The 14,974-nt window shown below is 64.4% G+C and carries 14 protein-coding genes; 5 read left to right on the forward strand and 9 right to left on the reverse strand.

The window, feature by feature from the left end; translation table 11 throughout:
• Positions 1–95: 95 nt before the first annotated feature.
• The 7 genes from P5705_RS05935 to bioB all read right to left on the reverse strand — a co-directional run bounded on the left by P5705_RS05935 (position 96) and on the right by bioB (position 7,190).
• Positions 96–1,901 (reverse strand): phenylacyl-CoA dehydrogenase, encoded by a 1,806-nt coding sequence (locus P5705_RS05935; protein WP_277459964.1) that lies wholly within the window; start codon positions 1,899–1,901, stop codon positions 96–98.
• 272 nt (positions 1,902–2,173) lie between these two features.
• Entirely contained in the window at positions 2,174–2,473 is a 300-nt protein-coding gene (locus P5705_RS05940) for a pyrroloquinoline quinone biosynthesis protein PqqE (protein WP_277459965.1), read from the reverse strand.
• Between the two features lie 260 nt (positions 2,474–2,733).
• On the reverse strand, positions 2,734–3,414 hold the full coding sequence (gene bioD / locus P5705_RS05945) for a dethiobiotin synthase (RefSeq protein WP_277459966.1): 681 nt from the start codon (positions 3,412–3,414) through the stop codon (positions 2,734–2,736).
• A 1-nt stretch (position 3,415) separates the two neighbouring features.
• Entirely contained in the window at positions 3,416–4,240 is an 825-nt protein-coding gene (gene bioC / locus P5705_RS05950) for a malonyl-ACP O-methyltransferase BioC (RefSeq protein ID WP_277459967.1), read from the reverse strand.
• On the reverse strand, positions 4,233–4,964 hold the full coding sequence (locus P5705_RS05955) for an alpha/beta fold hydrolase (protein WP_277459968.1): 732 nt from the start codon (positions 4,962–4,964) through the stop codon (positions 4,233–4,235). The genes bioC and P5705_RS05955 overlap by 8 nt, the downstream gene beginning before the upstream one ends.
• Entirely contained in the window at positions 4,957–6,129 is a 1,173-nt protein-coding gene (gene bioF / locus P5705_RS05960) for an 8-amino-7-oxononanoate synthase (RefSeq protein WP_277459969.1), read from the reverse strand. The genes P5705_RS05955 and bioF overlap by 8 nt, the downstream gene beginning before the upstream one ends.
• Before the next feature lie 2 nt (positions 6,130–6,131).
• A complete protein-coding gene (gene bioB / locus P5705_RS05965) occupies positions 6,132–7,190 on the reverse strand; it encodes a biotin synthase BioB (protein ID WP_277459970.1) in 1,059 nt (352 codons plus the stop codon).
• A gap of 89 nt (positions 7,191–7,279) precedes the next feature.
• On the opposite strand from bioB, the gene P5705_RS05970 reads away from it, so the two are divergent.
• The 4 genes from P5705_RS05970 to rarD all read left to right on the forward strand — a co-directional run bounded on the left by P5705_RS05970 (position 7,280) and on the right by rarD (position 10,914).
• Positions 7,280–8,017 (forward strand): ComF family protein, encoded by a 738-nt coding sequence (locus tag P5705_RS05970; RefSeq protein ID WP_277459971.1) that lies wholly within the window; start codon positions 7,280–7,282, stop codon positions 8,015–8,017.
• 57 nt (positions 8,018–8,074) lie between these two features.
• Positions 8,075–8,839, forward strand: coding sequence for a TOBE domain-containing protein (locus tag P5705_RS05975; RefSeq protein WP_277459972.1), 765 nt, complete (start codon positions 8,075–8,077; stop codon positions 8,837–8,839).
• Between the two features lie 148 nt (positions 8,840–8,987).
• Positions 8,988–9,962 (forward strand): serine/threonine protein kinase, encoded by a 975-nt coding sequence (locus P5705_RS05980; protein ID WP_277459973.1) that lies wholly within the window; start codon positions 8,988–8,990, stop codon positions 9,960–9,962.
• Between the two features lie 64 nt (positions 9,963–10,026).
• Complete coding sequence (gene rarD, locus P5705_RS05985; protein WP_277459974.1) at positions 10,027–10,914, forward strand: EamA family transporter RarD; 888 nt, start codon at positions 10,027–10,029, stop codon at positions 10,912–10,914.
• A 260-nt stretch (positions 10,915–11,174) separates the two neighbouring features.
• Here rarD and P5705_RS05990 read toward each other — a convergent pair whose 3' ends face one another.
• Positions 11,175–11,693, reverse strand: coding sequence for a glycine cleavage system protein R (locus tag P5705_RS05990; RefSeq protein ID WP_277459975.1), 519 nt, complete (start codon positions 11,691–11,693; stop codon positions 11,175–11,177).
• A gap of 461 nt (positions 11,694–12,154) precedes the next feature.
• Here P5705_RS05990 and P5705_RS05995 point away from each other — a divergent pair, with 461 nt between their 5' ends.
• Complete coding sequence (locus P5705_RS05995) at positions 12,155–14,332, forward strand: malate synthase G (RefSeq protein ID WP_277459976.1); 2,178 nt, start codon at positions 12,155–12,157, stop codon at positions 14,330–14,332.
• A gap of 137 nt (positions 14,333–14,469) precedes the next feature.
• Here the strand turns inward: P5705_RS05995 and P5705_RS06000 are convergent, their stop codons facing one another.
• On the reverse strand, positions 14,470–14,913 hold the full coding sequence (locus tag P5705_RS06000) for a response regulator (protein WP_277459977.1): 444 nt from the start codon (positions 14,911–14,913) through the stop codon (positions 14,470–14,472).
• Positions 14,914–14,974: the final 61 nt, after the last annotated feature.

Raw genomic sequence — 14,974 nt, forward strand, 5'->3', positions numbered from 1 at the left:
CACAAGGCCGCTCCTACAGAGGCAGGCGTAAAAGTCCATGCAAAAAAAAACCGCCTGCCGGTGAGGGCAGGCGGTTTTTCGTACAACCGGCGGGCTTAGATGGACAGACCGAAGTCTTCTTCCTTCATCGCCATCAGGTTGTCGGCGCCGGACAGGATCGCCGCCACGTGCGAGCGGGTGCGCGGCAGGATGCGCTGGAAGTAGAAGCGCGCAGTCTGCAGCTTGGCGGTGTAGAACGCCTCTTCGCTGGTGCCGGCAGCCAGTTTCTCGGCAGCCAGGCGGGCAATGTCGGCCCAGAAGTAGGCCAGGCACGCATAGCCGGAGTACATCAGGTAGTCCACCGAGGCGGCACCGACTTCCTCACGGTCCTTCATGGCGGCCATGCCGATCTTCATGGTCAGCTCGCCCCACTCCTTGTTGATCGCCGCCAGTGGCTCGACGAACTCTTTGGTAGCGGCGTTGCCTTCCTGCCCTTGGCAGAACTTGTGGACGATCTTGGTGAAGCCCTTGAGCGCCTCGCCCTGGGTCATCAGCACTTTACGGCCGAGCAGGTCGAGGGCCTGGATGCCAGTGGTGCCTTCGTACAGCATCGAGATACGGCTGTCGCGCACGTTCTGCTCCATGCCCCACTCGGCGATGAAGCCGTGGCCACCGTAGATCTGCACGCCGTGGTTGGCAGCTTCGAAACCGACTTCGGTCATGAACGCCTTGGCAATCGGGGTGAGGAAGGCCAGCAGGGCGTCGGCCTTCTTGCGCTCTTCCTCGTCCTGGCTGTACTTGACGATATCCACTTGCTTGGCGGTGAAGTACACCATCGCGCGGTTACCCTCGGCGAAGGCCTTCATGGTCAGCAGCATGCGACGCACGTCCGGGTGGACGATGATCGGGTCGGCGGCCTTTTCCGGCGCTTTCGGGCCAGTCAGGGAGCGCATCTGCAGGCGGTCACGGGCGTACTTCAGGCCACCCTGGAACGCCACTTCGGCGTGGGCCAGGCCCTGCAGGGCGGTACCCAGACGGGCAGTGTTCATGAAGGTGAACATGCAGTTCAGGCCCTTGTTGGCCGGGCCGATCAGGTAGCCGGTGGCAGCGTCGAAGTTCATCACGCAGGTGGCGTTGCCGTGGATGCCCATCTTGTGTTCCAGGGAGCCGCAGCTCACACCATTGCGCTCACCCACGCCGCCTTCGGCGTTCGGCAGGAACTTCGGCACGATGAACAGCGAGATGCCTTTGGTGCCGGCCGGTGCGTCGGGCAGGCGGGCCAGGACGATGTGGACGATGTTGTCGGCCATGTCGTGCTCACCGGCCGAGATGAAAATCTTGGTACCGGAAACCTTGTAGCTGCCGTCGGCCTGAGGTTCGGCCTTGGTGCGCAGCATGCCCAGGTCAGTGCCGCAGTGCGGCTCGGTCAGGCACATGGTGCCGGTCCACTCGCCGGACACCAGCTTGGTCAGGTAGGTCTCTTGCTGCTCGGGGGTGCCGTGCTCGGAGATCGTGTTCATCGCGCCGTGAGACAGGCCTGGGTACATGCCCCACGACCAGTTCGACTCGCCGACCATTTCGCTGAGCGTAAGGCCCAGCGACTCGGGCAGGCCCTGGCCGCCGTGCTCGAGGTCATGGGCCAGGCTCGGCCAGCCACCTTCGACGAACTGCTGGTAGGCTTCCTTGAAGCCAGTCGGGGTCTTCACACCCGATTCGCTCCAGGTGCAGCCTTCCAGGTCGCCGACGCGGTTCAGCGGTGCCAGCACCTGCTCACAGAATTTCGCGCCTTCTTCCAGGATCGCGTTGACCATGTCTGGTGTCGCGTCCTGGCAGCCCGGCAGGCTCTGATAGTGCGCCTCATAGCCGAGCAGCTCGTCGCGGACGAAGCGGATATCACGCAAGGGGGCTTTGTAATCAGGCATTGCGATGAACCTCTGTGATGAGTTCGGTGGGGAGACCGCGGATACCGACCAGCTCTTGGCGGCTTTCGGTCAAACAGTTGTTTGAAACTTACGTTTAGGTGGCGCCAATGTCAAGAAGGCACTATGGTGCCATTTTTGCCGCCGAACATGGCATTTACGCCACGCTCACCCGAATGCACCGCGGGGCAGGCCTGCTCCCACGCAATCGCCGCAAGGCGGGGCATGGGAGCGGGCTTGCCCCGCGATGGTGTAGCCGGATGTGATTCAGCGGGTCAGGCGTAGGTGTCGATGAAACGACCGAGCATTTCGTCCGAAGCCTTGGCGACTTTCACGCCCAGTTCGACCTCGAACTTGCCCAGTGCCAGTTGCACGGTGCTGGTGGCCAGGTCCAACTGCTGGCTGCGATCGACGCCGCGCAGGCGTTCGGCCTGGAATTGGCTGGACTGCCCGCTTTCCTCGCCGCGCTCGACCGCGCCACTGGCGATCTGCTGGGCGGCCTGGTTGACGCGGTTCTGCCCGTTTTGGATGGCGCCAAGGCCCGCGTAGAAGGCGGAGCTCGCATTGATTTCCATGTCAGGACTCCGTGACGCTGGATAGTGAACAGGCCTAATTAAAGCAGCACATCAGGCAAAAGGCCCGTTTAAATCACTAATAGCCTAGTGCCATCCAATAGAGCCAGACGATATGAATTCGCGCAGGGGACTGTAGGAGCGGCTTTAGCCGCGATGCAGGCAACGCGGTGCCCGGCACCCGCTTTGCGGGTGATCGCGGCTCAAGCCGCTCCTACAGAGGTCGCGCCAAATCGATGGGTTACGGGTTGCCTGCGATCACACTAGTCCAGCAAGTCCAGCTGCAAGTGCTCGGCGACCGCATCCGCCCCCGCCTGCTTGAGCCAGGGGACACGCCCGAGGCACGGCGCCGGCAAGCGCTCGGCCAGGCTGGAGAGGTTCTCTTCCAGGCGCGATGTGCGCGGATCGACGATGTTCGCTACCCAACCGGCCAGTTGCAACCCATCCCGGGCAATAGCTTCGGCACTGAGCAAGGCGTGGTTGATACAACCAAGGCGCACACCAACCACCAGGATCACTGGCAGCTTCAGGGCAATGGCCAGGTCGGAAAGATTGGCCGTGTCGGACAGTGGCACCCGCCATCCCCCTGCCCCTTCGATCAACGTGAAGTCGGCACCTTGGGCGAGCACGTGGCGCATGGCATCACTCAAGGTCGACACGTGCAATGCCACCCCTGCCTCACGTGCCGCCACGTGCGGGGCGATGGCGGGCTCGAAGGCGAACGGATTGACCGCTTCGTAAGGCAGTTTGATCGAACTCTCGTCGATCAAGGCCAGGGCATCGCTGTTACGCAGCCCCTTGCCGGAAACCGTGCAGCCGGAAGCCACAGGCTTGGCCGCCAGGGTGCTCATACCCAGTTGCCGCGCCGCGTGCAGCAGGCCGGCGGCGATGGTGGTCTTGCCCACGTCGGTGTCGGTGCCGGCGATGAAATAAGCCTGGCTCATGCTACTGCTCCTGCGCCATGGGTTTGCGCAACACACCATAGACCACCTGGTAGGTGGCCGGCAGGCCCTGCGGCTGGCGGAACTGTTCGTAGGCCTGCAACAGGCCCTGCATCCGCGCCCGGCCGGTGAGCCCGGAAGGGCGCCCCGGATTGAGGTTGTGCGCACCCAACGCCTTGAGCTCGTGGGTCAGGCTGCGCACATCCGGGTAGTGGAGGACATGGGGACGACGCTCCAGGTCGAGCAGTTGCAGGCCACTTTCGCCGCACAGCCGCTGGTAGTCCTCGAAACGGCGGAACCGGTTGACGTGAACCATGCCGTCCACTGCCTGCCAGCTGGCGCGCAACTCTTCCAATGTGCCCACGCACAGGCTGCTGAACGCCAGCACGCCACCTGGGCGCAGCACCCGCCGTGCCTCGTCCAGCACGCTGGCGAACTGGCCGCACCACTGCACCGCCAGGCTGGTGAACAACAGGTCGACACTGGCGTCACGCAACGGCAGGCGCTCGGCATCGCCAGCCACATGGTGGTGCGCGCCGCCCTGTTCGCGGGCATGGCGCAGCATGCCCTCGGCGATGTCCAGGGCCACACCGTTCGCGTGGCTGAAACGCTCGGCCAATACCCGGCTGAAATGCCCGGTGCCACTGCCCATGTCGAGCCAGCGCGCAGGCGCCAGGCCGTCGGGCAGCTTGTCCAGCAAGGCAACACCGACCGCGCGCTGCAGGGCCGCGACACTGTCGTAGCTGGCCGCCGCGCGGGAGAACGAAGCCGCCACCTGGCGCTTGTCCGGCAGGGCACCGGGCAGGGTTGGGTGGGAAAGGTCAGTCATCGCCACTCTCATGCAGGAAACTCTTGATGCCCGCCGCCAGTTCCTGTGGGTATTCCAGCAGGAAGGCGTGGGAACTGTCTTCGACCAGGCCGACTTCCACGTCCGGCAGCAGGTCGCTCAGGGCCTTGGCCGCATCGGCCGGCACCAGTGCGTCGCTGCCGGCGAACAGGTGCAACTGCGGGCCGTCGTATTGCTCCAGCGCGGTGCGGGTGTCCAGCTTGGCCAGTACTTCGAGGCCGGTGGCCAGGTACAACGGATCGGTGTCCGGCACCCCCACGCCGAGCTGGCGCAGCAAGGTGCGCGGCTGCAGGGCGCCGTCGCTGCACAGGGTGCGGAAGCGCTTGAGGGTGACCTGGGTATGGCTGCGGCAACCATCCAGGAAGGTACCGAAGGTGTCCGGCGCCATGCCGTGGGGCCAGTCGGGACGGGCCACGAAGCACGGATTGCTGGCCAGGGTCAGTAGTCCGCAGCAATGGTCGCCGCGCTTGTGCGCCAGCAGGCTGGCGAGCATGCCGCCCAGTGACCAGCCACCCAGCCACACGTCAGTGGGCAATTTACGGTCGAGATGATCGACCCAGGCCTGGACATCGCTGTCGGCCAGCTCCGGCAGTGGCATCAGCTCGACCTGCAGGCGTGAATCCTGGGCCCGCAGGCTGGCGGCCAACGGCTCCAGGGATGCGGTGCCCAGCCCCCAGCCGGGCAGGAGGATCAGTCGGTTACGCATCGGCGGACTCCAGCTGTGGATAACACTCGGCCAATGCATTCAACAATAGCTGGACCTGGGCCTCGCTGTGGGCCGCGCTCAGGGTCACGCGCAAGCGCGCACTGCCGGCAGGCACGGTGGGTGGGCGGATCGCGGTGACCAGCAAGCCGCGCTCGCGCAGTTTTTGCGACAGCGCCATGGCGCGCCCTGCATCGCCGATCAGGATCGGCTGGATCGCCGTCTGGCTGTCCATCAGGGTCAGGCCGATCTGCTGCGCGCCTTCACGGAACTGATGGATCAACGCAGCCAAGTGCTCTCGGCGCCAGGTGTCGCGGCGCAACAACTCCAGTGCCTTGAGCGTCGCACAGGCCAATGCCGGTGGCTGGCTGGTGGTGTAGATGTAGGGCCGGGCGAACTGCACCAGTGCCTCGATCAGTTCCTCGCTGCCGGCGACGAAGGCACCGGAAGTGCCACAGGCCTTGCCCAGGGTGCCGATCAGCACCGGCACGTCGTCGACGCCCAGACCAAACTGCTCGACCAGGCCACCGCCGTTGGCGCCCAGCGTGCCAAGGCCATGGGCGTCGTCGACCATCAGCCAGGCACCACGGGCCCGCGCCACGTCAGCCAGCGCGGGCAGGTTGGCGCAATCACCATCCATGCTGAACACGCCATCGGTGACCACCAGGGTATTGCCGGTGGCCTTCTCCAGGCGGCTGGCGAGGCTCGCGGGATCGTTGTGCAGGTAACGGCCGAAGCGGGCGCCGCTGAGCAGGCCGCCATCGAGCAGCGAAGCGTGGTTGAGGCGGTCCTGCAGCACCGTGTCGCCCTGCCCCACCAGCGCGGTAATGGCACCGAGATTGGCCATGTAGCCGGTGGAGAACAGCAGTGCGCGCGGGCGCCCGGTCAGCTCGGCAAGCGCCTCCTCGACCTGGTGATGTGGGGTGCTGTGGCCGATCACCAGGTGCGAGGCACCGCCGCCGACGCCCCAGCGCCCGGCGCCATCGCGCCAGGCCTGGATCACGTCGGGGTGGTTGGCCAGCCCCAGGTAGTCGTTGCTGCAGAATGCCAGCAGCGGCTGTCCGTCGACCACCACCTGCGGCCCTTGCGGGCTTTGCAGCAGCGGCCGTTGCCGATAGAGGTCCGCGGCACGCCGTTCGGCCAGCCGCGCGGCGAGGTCGAAGGCCATGGTCAGGCCGAGGCTGCGTCGTAGAACAGCTCGCTGTTGCGCTGTTCGACCAGCGCCTGCTCGATGGCCGCCTGGTGCACTTCGTCGGCGTGTTCTTCACGGGCTTCGGGCTTGATACCGAGGCGGGCGAACAGTTGCATGTCCTTGTCGGCCTGTGGGTTGCCGGTGGTCAGCAGTTTCTCGCCGTAGAAGATCGAGTTAGCGCCGGCCATGAACGCCAGGGCCTGCATCTGCTCGTTCATCTGCTCGCGACCGGCTGACAGGCGCACGTGGGACTTGGGCATGAGGATTCGGGCCACGGCCAGCATGCGGATGAAGTCGAACGGGTCGACGTCTTCTTCCTCGGCCAGCGGCGTGCCGGCGACTTTGACCAGCATGTTGATCGGCACCGACTCCGGGTGCTCGGGCAGGTTGGCCAGCTGGATCAGCAGGCCGGCGCGGTCGTCCAGCGACTCGCCCATGCCGAGGATGCCGCCGGAGCAGATCTTCATCCCGGCATCACGGACGTAGGCCAGCGTCTGCAGGCGCTCGCTGTAGGTGCGGGTGGTGATGATGCTGCCGTAGAACTCCGGCGAGGTATCGAGGTTGTGGTTGTAGTAGTCCAGGCCGGCCTGGGCCAGGGCCAATGTTTGCTCCTGGTCGAGCTTGCCGAGGGTCATGCAGGTCTCCAGGCCCATGGCCTTGACCCCTTTGACCATTTCCAGCACGTAGGGCATGTCCTTGGCCGACGGGTGCTTCCAGGCCGCGCCCATGCAGAAACGGGTCGAACCGATGGCCTTGGCCCGGGCGGCTTCCTCCAGCACTTTCTGCACTTCCATCAGCTTCTGCTTTTCCAGCCCGGTGTTGTAGTGGCCGGACTGCGGACAATATTTGCAATCTTCCGGGCAGGCGCCGGTCTTGATCGACAGCAGCGTGGAAACCTGCACGCGGTTGGGGTCGAAGTGCGCGCGGTGCATGGTCTGGGCCTGGAACAGCAAGTCGTTGAATGGCTGCTGGAACAGCGCCTTGACCTCGGCCAGGGACCAGTCGTGACGTGTAGTTGCAATTGCGCTGGCGCTCATCGGCGTTTCCTTATCTAGGGTCTGACTGACGCCGGAACAAGAAAACCTACCAGCGCATCACGGATAGCTCGCATAGTCATGGAAGGCCTATGAACTGTCAACCAAACATAAAATCACTGGTTTACAAGTGTATAAATAATAGACATACATGTTTGCTTTGCGATGAGCCCGCCAGGCAGCCTTATCCACTGTGCCAAGCCTGTGAAAGCGAGCTGCCCTGGCTGGGTGAACAATGCATCCGCTGCGCCTTGCCACTGTCGCTGGAGGGGCTCACCTGTGCCAGTTGCAGCCGTCGCCGACCGGCGTTCTGCCGGGTCGTCGCCGCCTGGCACTACGGCTTTCCAGTCGACACCCTGATCAGCCGTTTCAAGCACAACAGCCAATGGCCCCTTGGACGGTTGATGGCACAGTTGCTCGGGCATGCCGTGGAACATCGCCATGGCGAAGGCTTGCCGAGGCCCGACCGGCTGTTGCCCGTTCCTTTAGCGAGGCGTCGACTGCGCCAGCGTGGCTTCAACCAGGCGGCCATGCTGTGTCGCTGGCTGTCCAGGCAGCTTGAACTGCCCTGGGATGAACACCTGCTGGAGCGCACGCGCGACACACCCGCCCAGCAGGCACTGGGCGCCACTGCTCGGCAACGCAATCTGCGCCGGGCCTTCGCCCTGGCGCCCGGCACTGATGTCGAAGGCCTGCACCTGGCCGTAGTCGACGATGTCATGACCACCGGCGCGACCGCCCAGGCGATCGCCGGGCTGCTGCGCAAGGCCGGTGCCCGGCGCGTCGACATCTACTGCCTGGCGCGCACGCCTCGCCCCGGCCAGGCTTGACTTGACCGGGTGCGGGCGGCAACGTCGCGGGATATTCACCACATTCGATACCCGCCCATGTCCCTGCCTGCCCTGCTCACCCAGCACATCGCCCGCCGCCCACAGCGCATCGCCCTGTTGCAGCATGTGGCCGAACAAGGCTCGATCACCCGCGCGGCCAAGGCCGCCGGCATCAGCTACAAGGCGGCCTGGGACGCCATCGACGAGCTCAACAACCTGGCGGCGCAACCCTTGGTGGAGCGCAGCACGGGGGGGCGCGGCGGCGGTGGCGCGCGGCTGTCCGCGGAGGGTGAGCGGGTGCTGCGTCTCTATCAGCGTCTGCAGGCCTTGCAAGCGCAGATACTTGAAGCCGCCGAGGAAACCAGCGACCTCGACCTGCTCGGGCGCCTGATGTTGCGCACCAGTGCACGCAACCAGCTGCAAGGGCGAATCAGCGGGCTGCGCCGTGAAGGCCGGCATGACCGCATCAGCCTGGACCTGGGCGGTGGGCTGGAGATCGAAGCGTTGATCACACGCGGCAGTACCGAGCGCTTGGAGCTGGCATTGGGCGCGACCGTAATTGCACTGCTCAAGGCGGGCTGGGTGCAGTTGCTTGGCGCGGATGAGGCGCCGGAACCCGGCAGCAACTGTCTGGAGGCAAAGGTCGAGGAAGTGCTGGCCGATACCGACGGGCCGAGTGAAGTGCGCCTGGCGCTGGGTAACGGCCAGACACTGTGTGCTATTGCCGAGGAACAGTGGGTGACGCAGCACAGGGTAGGAGCGGGAAGCACGTTGCGGGTGCAGTTCCACCCGTCGCATGTGTTGCTCGGCGTTCCAGTCTGATGCACACAGGGCTCTGAAGCGGGGCTGCTGTGCAGCCCATCGCCGGCAAGCCGGCTCCTACAGGCAAGACGTGAGCCTGCCGAACACATTCATGCCCAGGCCAATGCGCTACCATGCGCCCACGCAGCCCCCGCGCTTGGAGCCTTTCATGTCCCACCCCTTCGATACCCTCACCCCCGACCTCGTACTGGATGCCGTGGAAAGCCTGGGCTTTCTCAGCGACGCACGAGTGCTGGCGCTCAACAGCTACGAGAACCGCGTCTATCAGGTGGGCATCGAGGGGGAACAGCCGCTGATCGCCAAGTTCTACCGCCCAGGACGCTGGAGCGATGCGGCGATTCTGGAGGAACACGCCTTCACGACTGAACTGGCCGAGTGCGAAGTGCCAGTGGTGGCCCCCCTGCTGCACGAAGGTCGCTCGCTGTTCGAGCACCAGGGTTTCCGCTTCACCCTGTTCCCACGCCGTGGCGGGCATGCCCCGGAGCCGGGCAACCTCGACCAGCTCTATCGCCTCGGGCAACTGCTCGGGCGCCTGCATGCGGTGGGTGCCACCAAGCCCTTCGCCCACCGTGAATCCCTGGCTGTGGACAACTTCGGCCACGCCTCGCTCAAGACCCTGCTCGATGGCGACTTCGTGCCCCGCGAGCTGCTGCCGGCCTACGAGTCGGTGGCCCGCGACCTGTTGAAGCGGGTCGAGGATGTCTACGCCCGCACCCCGCACCAGACGATCCGTCTGCACGGTGACCTGCACCCCGGCAACCTGATGCACCGCGACGACATCTACCACGTCGTCGACCTCGACGACTGCCGCATGGGGCCGGCCGTCCAGGACCTGTGGATGATGCTCGCCGGCAGCCGCGAAGAACGCCTGGGCCAGCTGGCCGAACTGATCGACGGCTACAACGAGTTCCACGACTTCGACCCGCGCGAACTGGCCCTGATCGAGCCACTGCGGGCCCTGCGCCAGCTGCACTACAGCGCCTGGCTGGCGCGGCGCTGGGACGACCCGGCGTTCCCGCCGAGCTTCCCCTGGTTCGGTCAGCCGCGCTACTGGGGCGACCAGATCCTCACCCTGCGCGAGCAGATCGCCGCACTGGATGAAGAACCCTTGAAATTGTTCTAGAAGCGCGTCGCGGTCTGTCTACAATAGGCGTCGCTTTATTTAGCTACCTAAGCAAGGATTTTTCATGCACGCCGCCAACCCGCGCCGCGGGTACCTCCTGGGCCTCGGCGCCTACATCATCTGGGGCCTGTTCCCCCTGTACTTCAAAGCCATCCAGAGCGTCCCGGCGGTGGAGATCATCGTCCACCGGGTGCTCTGGTCAGCGCTGTTCGGCTCGCTCCTGCTGCTGGTGTGGAAACACCCCGGCTGGTGGCGCGAGCTGCGCGAAAACCCGCGACGCCTGGCGATCCTGGCCCTGAGCGGCGCGCTGATCGCCGGCAACTGGCTGACCTACGTGTGGGCAGTGAACAACGGGCGCATGCTCGAGGCCAGCCTGGGCTACTACATCAACCCGCTGATCAACGTGCTGCTGGGCATGCTGCTGCTCGGCGAGCGCCTGCGCCGCCTGCAATGGCTGGCGGTGGGGCTGGCGGCACTGGGGGTGGTGCAACAGGTGTGGCAGGTCGGCAGCCTGCCATGGGTGTCGCTGGCGCTGGCACTGTCGTTCGGTTTCTATGGGTTGATTCGCAAGCAGGCACCCGTGGCCGCGCTGCCTGGGCTGGTGGTCGAGACCTGGATGCTGGTGCCCATCGCCATTGGCTGGCTATTGCTGCACCCGGCCGCCAGCAGCGCCAGCCCTGAGTTCTTCAGCAGCAGCGAGGCGCTGTGGTTGATCGCGGCCGGCCCGGTGACACTGGTGCCGCTGGTCTGCTTCAACGCCGCAGCCCGTCACCTGCCCTACACCACGCTGGGCTTCCTGCAGTACCTGGCACCGACCCTGGTACTGTTGCAGGCGGTACTGCTGTTCGACGAGCATCTGACGGCGAGCAACCTGCTGGCGTTCACCTGCATCTGGGCCGGCCTGGCGGTTTATAGCGTCGATGCCTGGATCAGCTTGCGCAAGCGCGCCTGATCAAAAATCGATCATATTGCTGCAGGCCACGGAAGACGTGGCCTGCAGCAAGCGCTCCAAAGGTTATCCACACCCTCGTCCCCGTCGTTTGTGCACAAGCCACTGATTATTGGATGTTTTTTGCTCAAATCGCGCCAGGCTGCGCCATTATTGGCCTGCAACGGGGCACCCCCAGGTTATCCACAGAGACGTCCCTCTGAAATCGGGGATAACCTTGTTCGCCGGCAAGCCGGCTCCTACAGGGGCGCGGCGCTCTTGAATCACTCTTCCGGCCGCAGCTTCAACTCCACCATCAGGTCATCGGCCAGACTCTCCAACCGCCGCTGCAGGTCTTCCAGCGACAAGGTCAACGGCAGCGCCAGCAAGGCATCGGCGCGGAACAGCGGCTCGCTGCTCATCGGCGCCGGGCGAACCTCGGTGCTCAGCCGCTCCACATTCACCCCTTGCTCGGCCAGCAAGCGGGTGATATCACGGACAATGCCCGGCCGATCGTTGCCCACCAGCTCCATGGCGATCGGTTTCCAGGTGCAGGACGGCTCGATGCCGCTTTCGGCGATCAGCACGCGGATGTCGTGTTGGGCAAGCTTCTGCAGCGAGGCGACAAGCTCGTCGTAGTTTTCCGCCGGCACGGCCACCCGCAGGATCCCGGCGAACTGCCCGGCCATGCGCGACATGCGGCTTTCCAGCCAGTTGCCGTTGTGATTGGCGATGCATTCGGCGATGCGTTCGACCTGCCCGGCCTTGTCGGGGGCGATCACGGTGAGTACGAGATGGTCCACAGGCCACTCCTCTTGGTTCGGTCAGGGCCGCGGCAGACGGCCGAAAAACTGGGATCGCATCAGTATAGGCAAGGCGCGGCAACCTGCCGCAGGACAGCTCAGCCAAGCAATCGTGTACTGTTTCAAGATTTATCTGGAACAATCCACCTGTTTTTTGCGAACATGTCGTCTCCCAGCGTGACCCTATGCGACCAACCGGTCGCGGAGCGACGCTTTTAGTCTGATGTTTACCTGCCTGCTGCTTCATGTAGTATGCGTCGACGTGGACTACAAAACGTCGTTTCGATGTCTGCCAAGGCGCCTGTGAAAATACGCCACCCGCTCGCCGCCCCGTCTGGCGAGCCGCACCCAGCCGCCCTCGTGAGTCATTGGGGCATGCACTGGTGCCGTGTTTAGAGAAGCGCTACAGGCTTAATACAGAAGAGCGAAAGCGAAATAGCTGAGCAGAGGTGAGGCAAGCAATGACTGGATACGTTCAAGTCGGTGGCCTTCAGGTCGCCAAGGTCCTGTTCGACTTCGTCAACAACGAAGCCATTCCGGGGACCGGCATCAACGCCGAGCAGTTCTGGGCCGGTGCCGAGAAGATCATCAACGACCTCGCTCCCAAGAACAAAGCCCTGCTCGCCAAGCGCGACGAGCTGCAAGCGAAGATCGACGCCTGGCACCAGGCGCGCAAGGGCCAGGCCCACGACGCCGTGGCGTACAAAGCCTTCCTCCAGGAAATCGGCTACCTGCTGCCGCAGGCCGAGGACTTCCAGGCCACCACGCAAAACGTAGACGAAGAAATCGCCCACATGGCCGGCCCGCAGCTGGTGGTGCCGGTGATGAACGCCCGCTTCGCCCTGAACGCCGCCAACGCCCGCTGGGGCTCGCTGTACGACGCGCTGTACGGCACCGACGTCATCAGCGATGAGGGCGGCGCCGAGAAAGGCCAGGGTTACAACAAGCTGCGCGGCGACAAGGTCATCGCCTTCGCCCGTGCCTTCCTCGACCAGGCCGCGCCACTGGCTGCAGGCTCCCATGTCGATTCCACCGCCTACCGCATCGAAGGCGGCAAGCTGGTGGTCGCCCTCAAGGGCGGCAGCAACAGCGGCCTGCGCGACGACGCCCAGCTGATCGGCTTCCATGGCGACGCCAAGGCCCCGACCGCGGTGCTGCTCAAGCACAACGGCCTGCACTTCGAGATCCAGGTCGACGCCACCACCCCCGTCGGCAGCACCGATGCCGCAGGTGTTAAAGACATCCTGATGGAGTCGGCGCTGACCACCATCATGGACTGCGAAGACTCTGTCGCCGCTGTCGACGCCGACGACAAAGTGATCGTCTACCGCAACTGGCTGGGCCTGATGAAAGGCGACCTGGCCGAGAGCGTCAGCAAGGGCGGCAAGACCTTCACCCGCACCATGAACCCTGACCGCGAGTACGCCGCACCGAACGGTGGCAGCGTCACCCTGCACGGTCGTTCGCTGCTGTTCGTGCGCAACGTCGGTCACCTGATGACCAACCCGGCGATCCTCGACGCCCAGGGCAACGAGATTCCGGAAGGTATCCAGGACGGCCTGTTCACCAACCTGATCGCCCTGCACAACCTCAACGGCAACACCAGCCGCAAGAACACCCGCAGCGGCAGCGTGTACATCGTCAAACCCAAAATGCACGGCCCTGAAGAGGTGGCCTTCGCCGCCGAGATCTTCAGCCGCGTCGAAGACCTGCTGGGCATGCAGCGCAATACCGTCAAGGTCGGCATCATGGACGAGGAACGCCGCACCACGGTCAACCTCAAGTCCTGCATCAAGGCGGCCGCCGAGCGCGTGGTGTTCATCAACACCGGCTTCCTCGACCGCACCGGCGACGAAATCCACACGTCGATGGAAGCCGGCGCCGTGGTGCGCAAGGGCGCCATGAAGAACGAGAAGTGGATCGGCGCCTACGAGAACAACAACGTCGATGTCGGTCTGGCCACCGGCCTGCAAGGCCGCGCGCAGATCGGCAAGGGCATGTGGGCCATGCCGGACCTGATGGCCGCCATGCTCGAGCAGAAGATCGCCCACCCGCTGGCCGGCGCCAACACCGCCTGGGTACCGTCGCCGACCGCCGCCACCCTGCACGCCCTGCACTACCACAAGGTCGATGTGCAGGCGCGTCAACGCGAGCTGGCTTCGCGCACCCCTGCTTCGGTCGACGACATCCTGACCATCCCGCTGGCTGCCGACACCAACTGGTCCGCAGAAGAGATCCGCAACGAACTGGACAATAACGCCCAGGGCATCCTCGGTTACGTGGTGCGCTGGATCGACCAGGGCGTGGGTTGCTCGAAGGTACCTGACATCAACGATGTCGGCCTGATGGAAGACCGCGCCACCTTGCGTATCTCGGCACAGCTGCTGGCCAACTGGCTGCGTCATGGCGTGGTCACCCAGGAACAAGTGCTGGAAAGCCTCAAGCGCATGGCCGCGGTGGTGGACAAGCAGAACGCCGGTGACGCCCTGTACCGCCCGATGGCACCGAACTTCGATGACAACATCGCGTTCCAGGCCGCTATCGAGCTGGTGGTCGAGGGCGCCAAGCAACCAAACGGCTATACCGAGCCGGTGCTGCACCGTCGTCGCCGCGAGTTCAAGGCGCGTAACGGGTTGTAAGCTGTGAGGGGCCGCGATGCGGCCCGTTCGCTGCGCCGTCGTGCAGGGAACAGATTCCTCCGTAGGAGCGGTAGCCGCGATGCGGGCAACGCGGTGCCTGGCACCTGCTTCGCAGGTGATCGCGGCTAAAGCCGCTCCTACTCGATTTTCAGTTCCTTTTTCACCAGTTCCATCAACCTGTCCAGGTCCACCGGCTTGAGCAGGAAATCCACCACTCCCAGGTGCATAACGTCCACCGCCTCTTTCACATCGGTGTCGCCGGACACCACGATGATCGACAACGCCGCACGCTCCGACTCGCGAATCAACCGGATCAACTCCAGGCCATCCTTGGGCTCCATGCGCAGGTCAGTGATCATCAGGCCGATCCGCGGTTCCCGCTTCAGCCGACTCAACGCCGCCTGGGCACCATCAGCGGTCACGCTTCCAATGCCTTTGGCCTTCAGATAAAGGCTCAGCGCCTGGCTGTTCACTGGATTGTCATCCACCACCAATACCAGGGGTTCCTGCGTGGGAGGGGCAGTCACCATGGCCAACGCCTCACGCTCGGCGTCACTCAGGATATCGTCATGCTCAGCCATGGCCATCTCGTCAAAAAACCTCGTTATTCAAGTTCAGACTGCAAACCCCTGCATGCAAAAT

Source organism: Pseudomonas entomophila (assembly GCF_029478665.1).
GTDB classification, from domain to species: domain Bacteria; phylum Pseudomonadota; class Gammaproteobacteria; order Pseudomonadales; family Pseudomonadaceae; genus Aquipseudomonas; species Aquipseudomonas entomophila_F.

What these genes read in the sequence shown, in the direction of transcription:
- P5705_RS05935 (WP_277459964.1), bottom strand. Translation starts at nt 1,901, where the DNA reads ATGCCTGATTACAAAGCCCCCTTGCGTGATATCCGCTTCGTCCGCGAC.
- P5705_RS05940 (WP_277459965.1), bottom strand. Translation starts at nt 2,473, where the DNA reads ATGGAAATCAATGCGAGCTCCGCCTTCTACGCGGGCCTTGGCGCCATC.
- bioD (WP_277459966.1), bottom strand. Translation starts at nt 3,414, where the DNA reads ATGAGCCAGGCTTATTTCATCGCCGGCACCGACACCGACGTGGGCAAG.
- bioC (WP_277459967.1), bottom strand. Translation starts at nt 4,240, where the DNA reads ATGACTGACCTTTCCCACCCAACCCTGCCCGGTGCCCTGCCGGACAAG.
- P5705_RS05955 (WP_277459968.1), bottom strand. Translation starts at nt 4,964, where the DNA reads ATGCGTAACCGACTGATCCTCCTGCCCGGCTGGGGGCTGGGCACCGCA.
- bioF (WP_277459969.1), bottom strand. Translation starts at nt 6,129, where the DNA reads ATGGCCTTCGACCTCGCCGCGCGGCTGGCCGAACGGCGTGCCGCGGAC.
- bioB (WP_277459970.1), bottom strand. Translation starts at nt 7,190, where the DNA reads ATGAGCGCCAGCGCAATTGCAACTACACGTCACGACTGGTCCCTGGCC.
- P5705_RS05970 (WP_277459971.1), top strand. Translation starts at nt 7,280, where the DNA reads ATGAACTGTCAACCAAACATAAAATCACTGGTTTACAAGTGTATAAAT.
- P5705_RS05975 (WP_277459972.1), top strand. Translation starts at nt 8,075, where the DNA reads ATGTCCCTGCCTGCCCTGCTCACCCAGCACATCGCCCGCCGCCCACAG.
- P5705_RS05980 (WP_277459973.1), top strand. Translation starts at nt 8,988, where the DNA reads ATGTCCCACCCCTTCGATACCCTCACCCCCGACCTCGTACTGGATGCC.
- rarD (WP_277459974.1), top strand. Translation starts at nt 10,027, where the DNA reads ATGCACGCCGCCAACCCGCGCCGCGGGTACCTCCTGGGCCTCGGCGCC.
- P5705_RS05995 (WP_277459976.1), top strand. Translation starts at nt 12,155, where the DNA reads ATGACTGGATACGTTCAAGTCGGTGGCCTTCAGGTCGCCAAGGTCCTG.
- P5705_RS06000 (WP_277459977.1), bottom strand. Translation starts at nt 14,913, where the DNA reads ATGGCTGAGCATGACGATATCCTGAGTGACGCCGAGCGTGAGGCGTTG.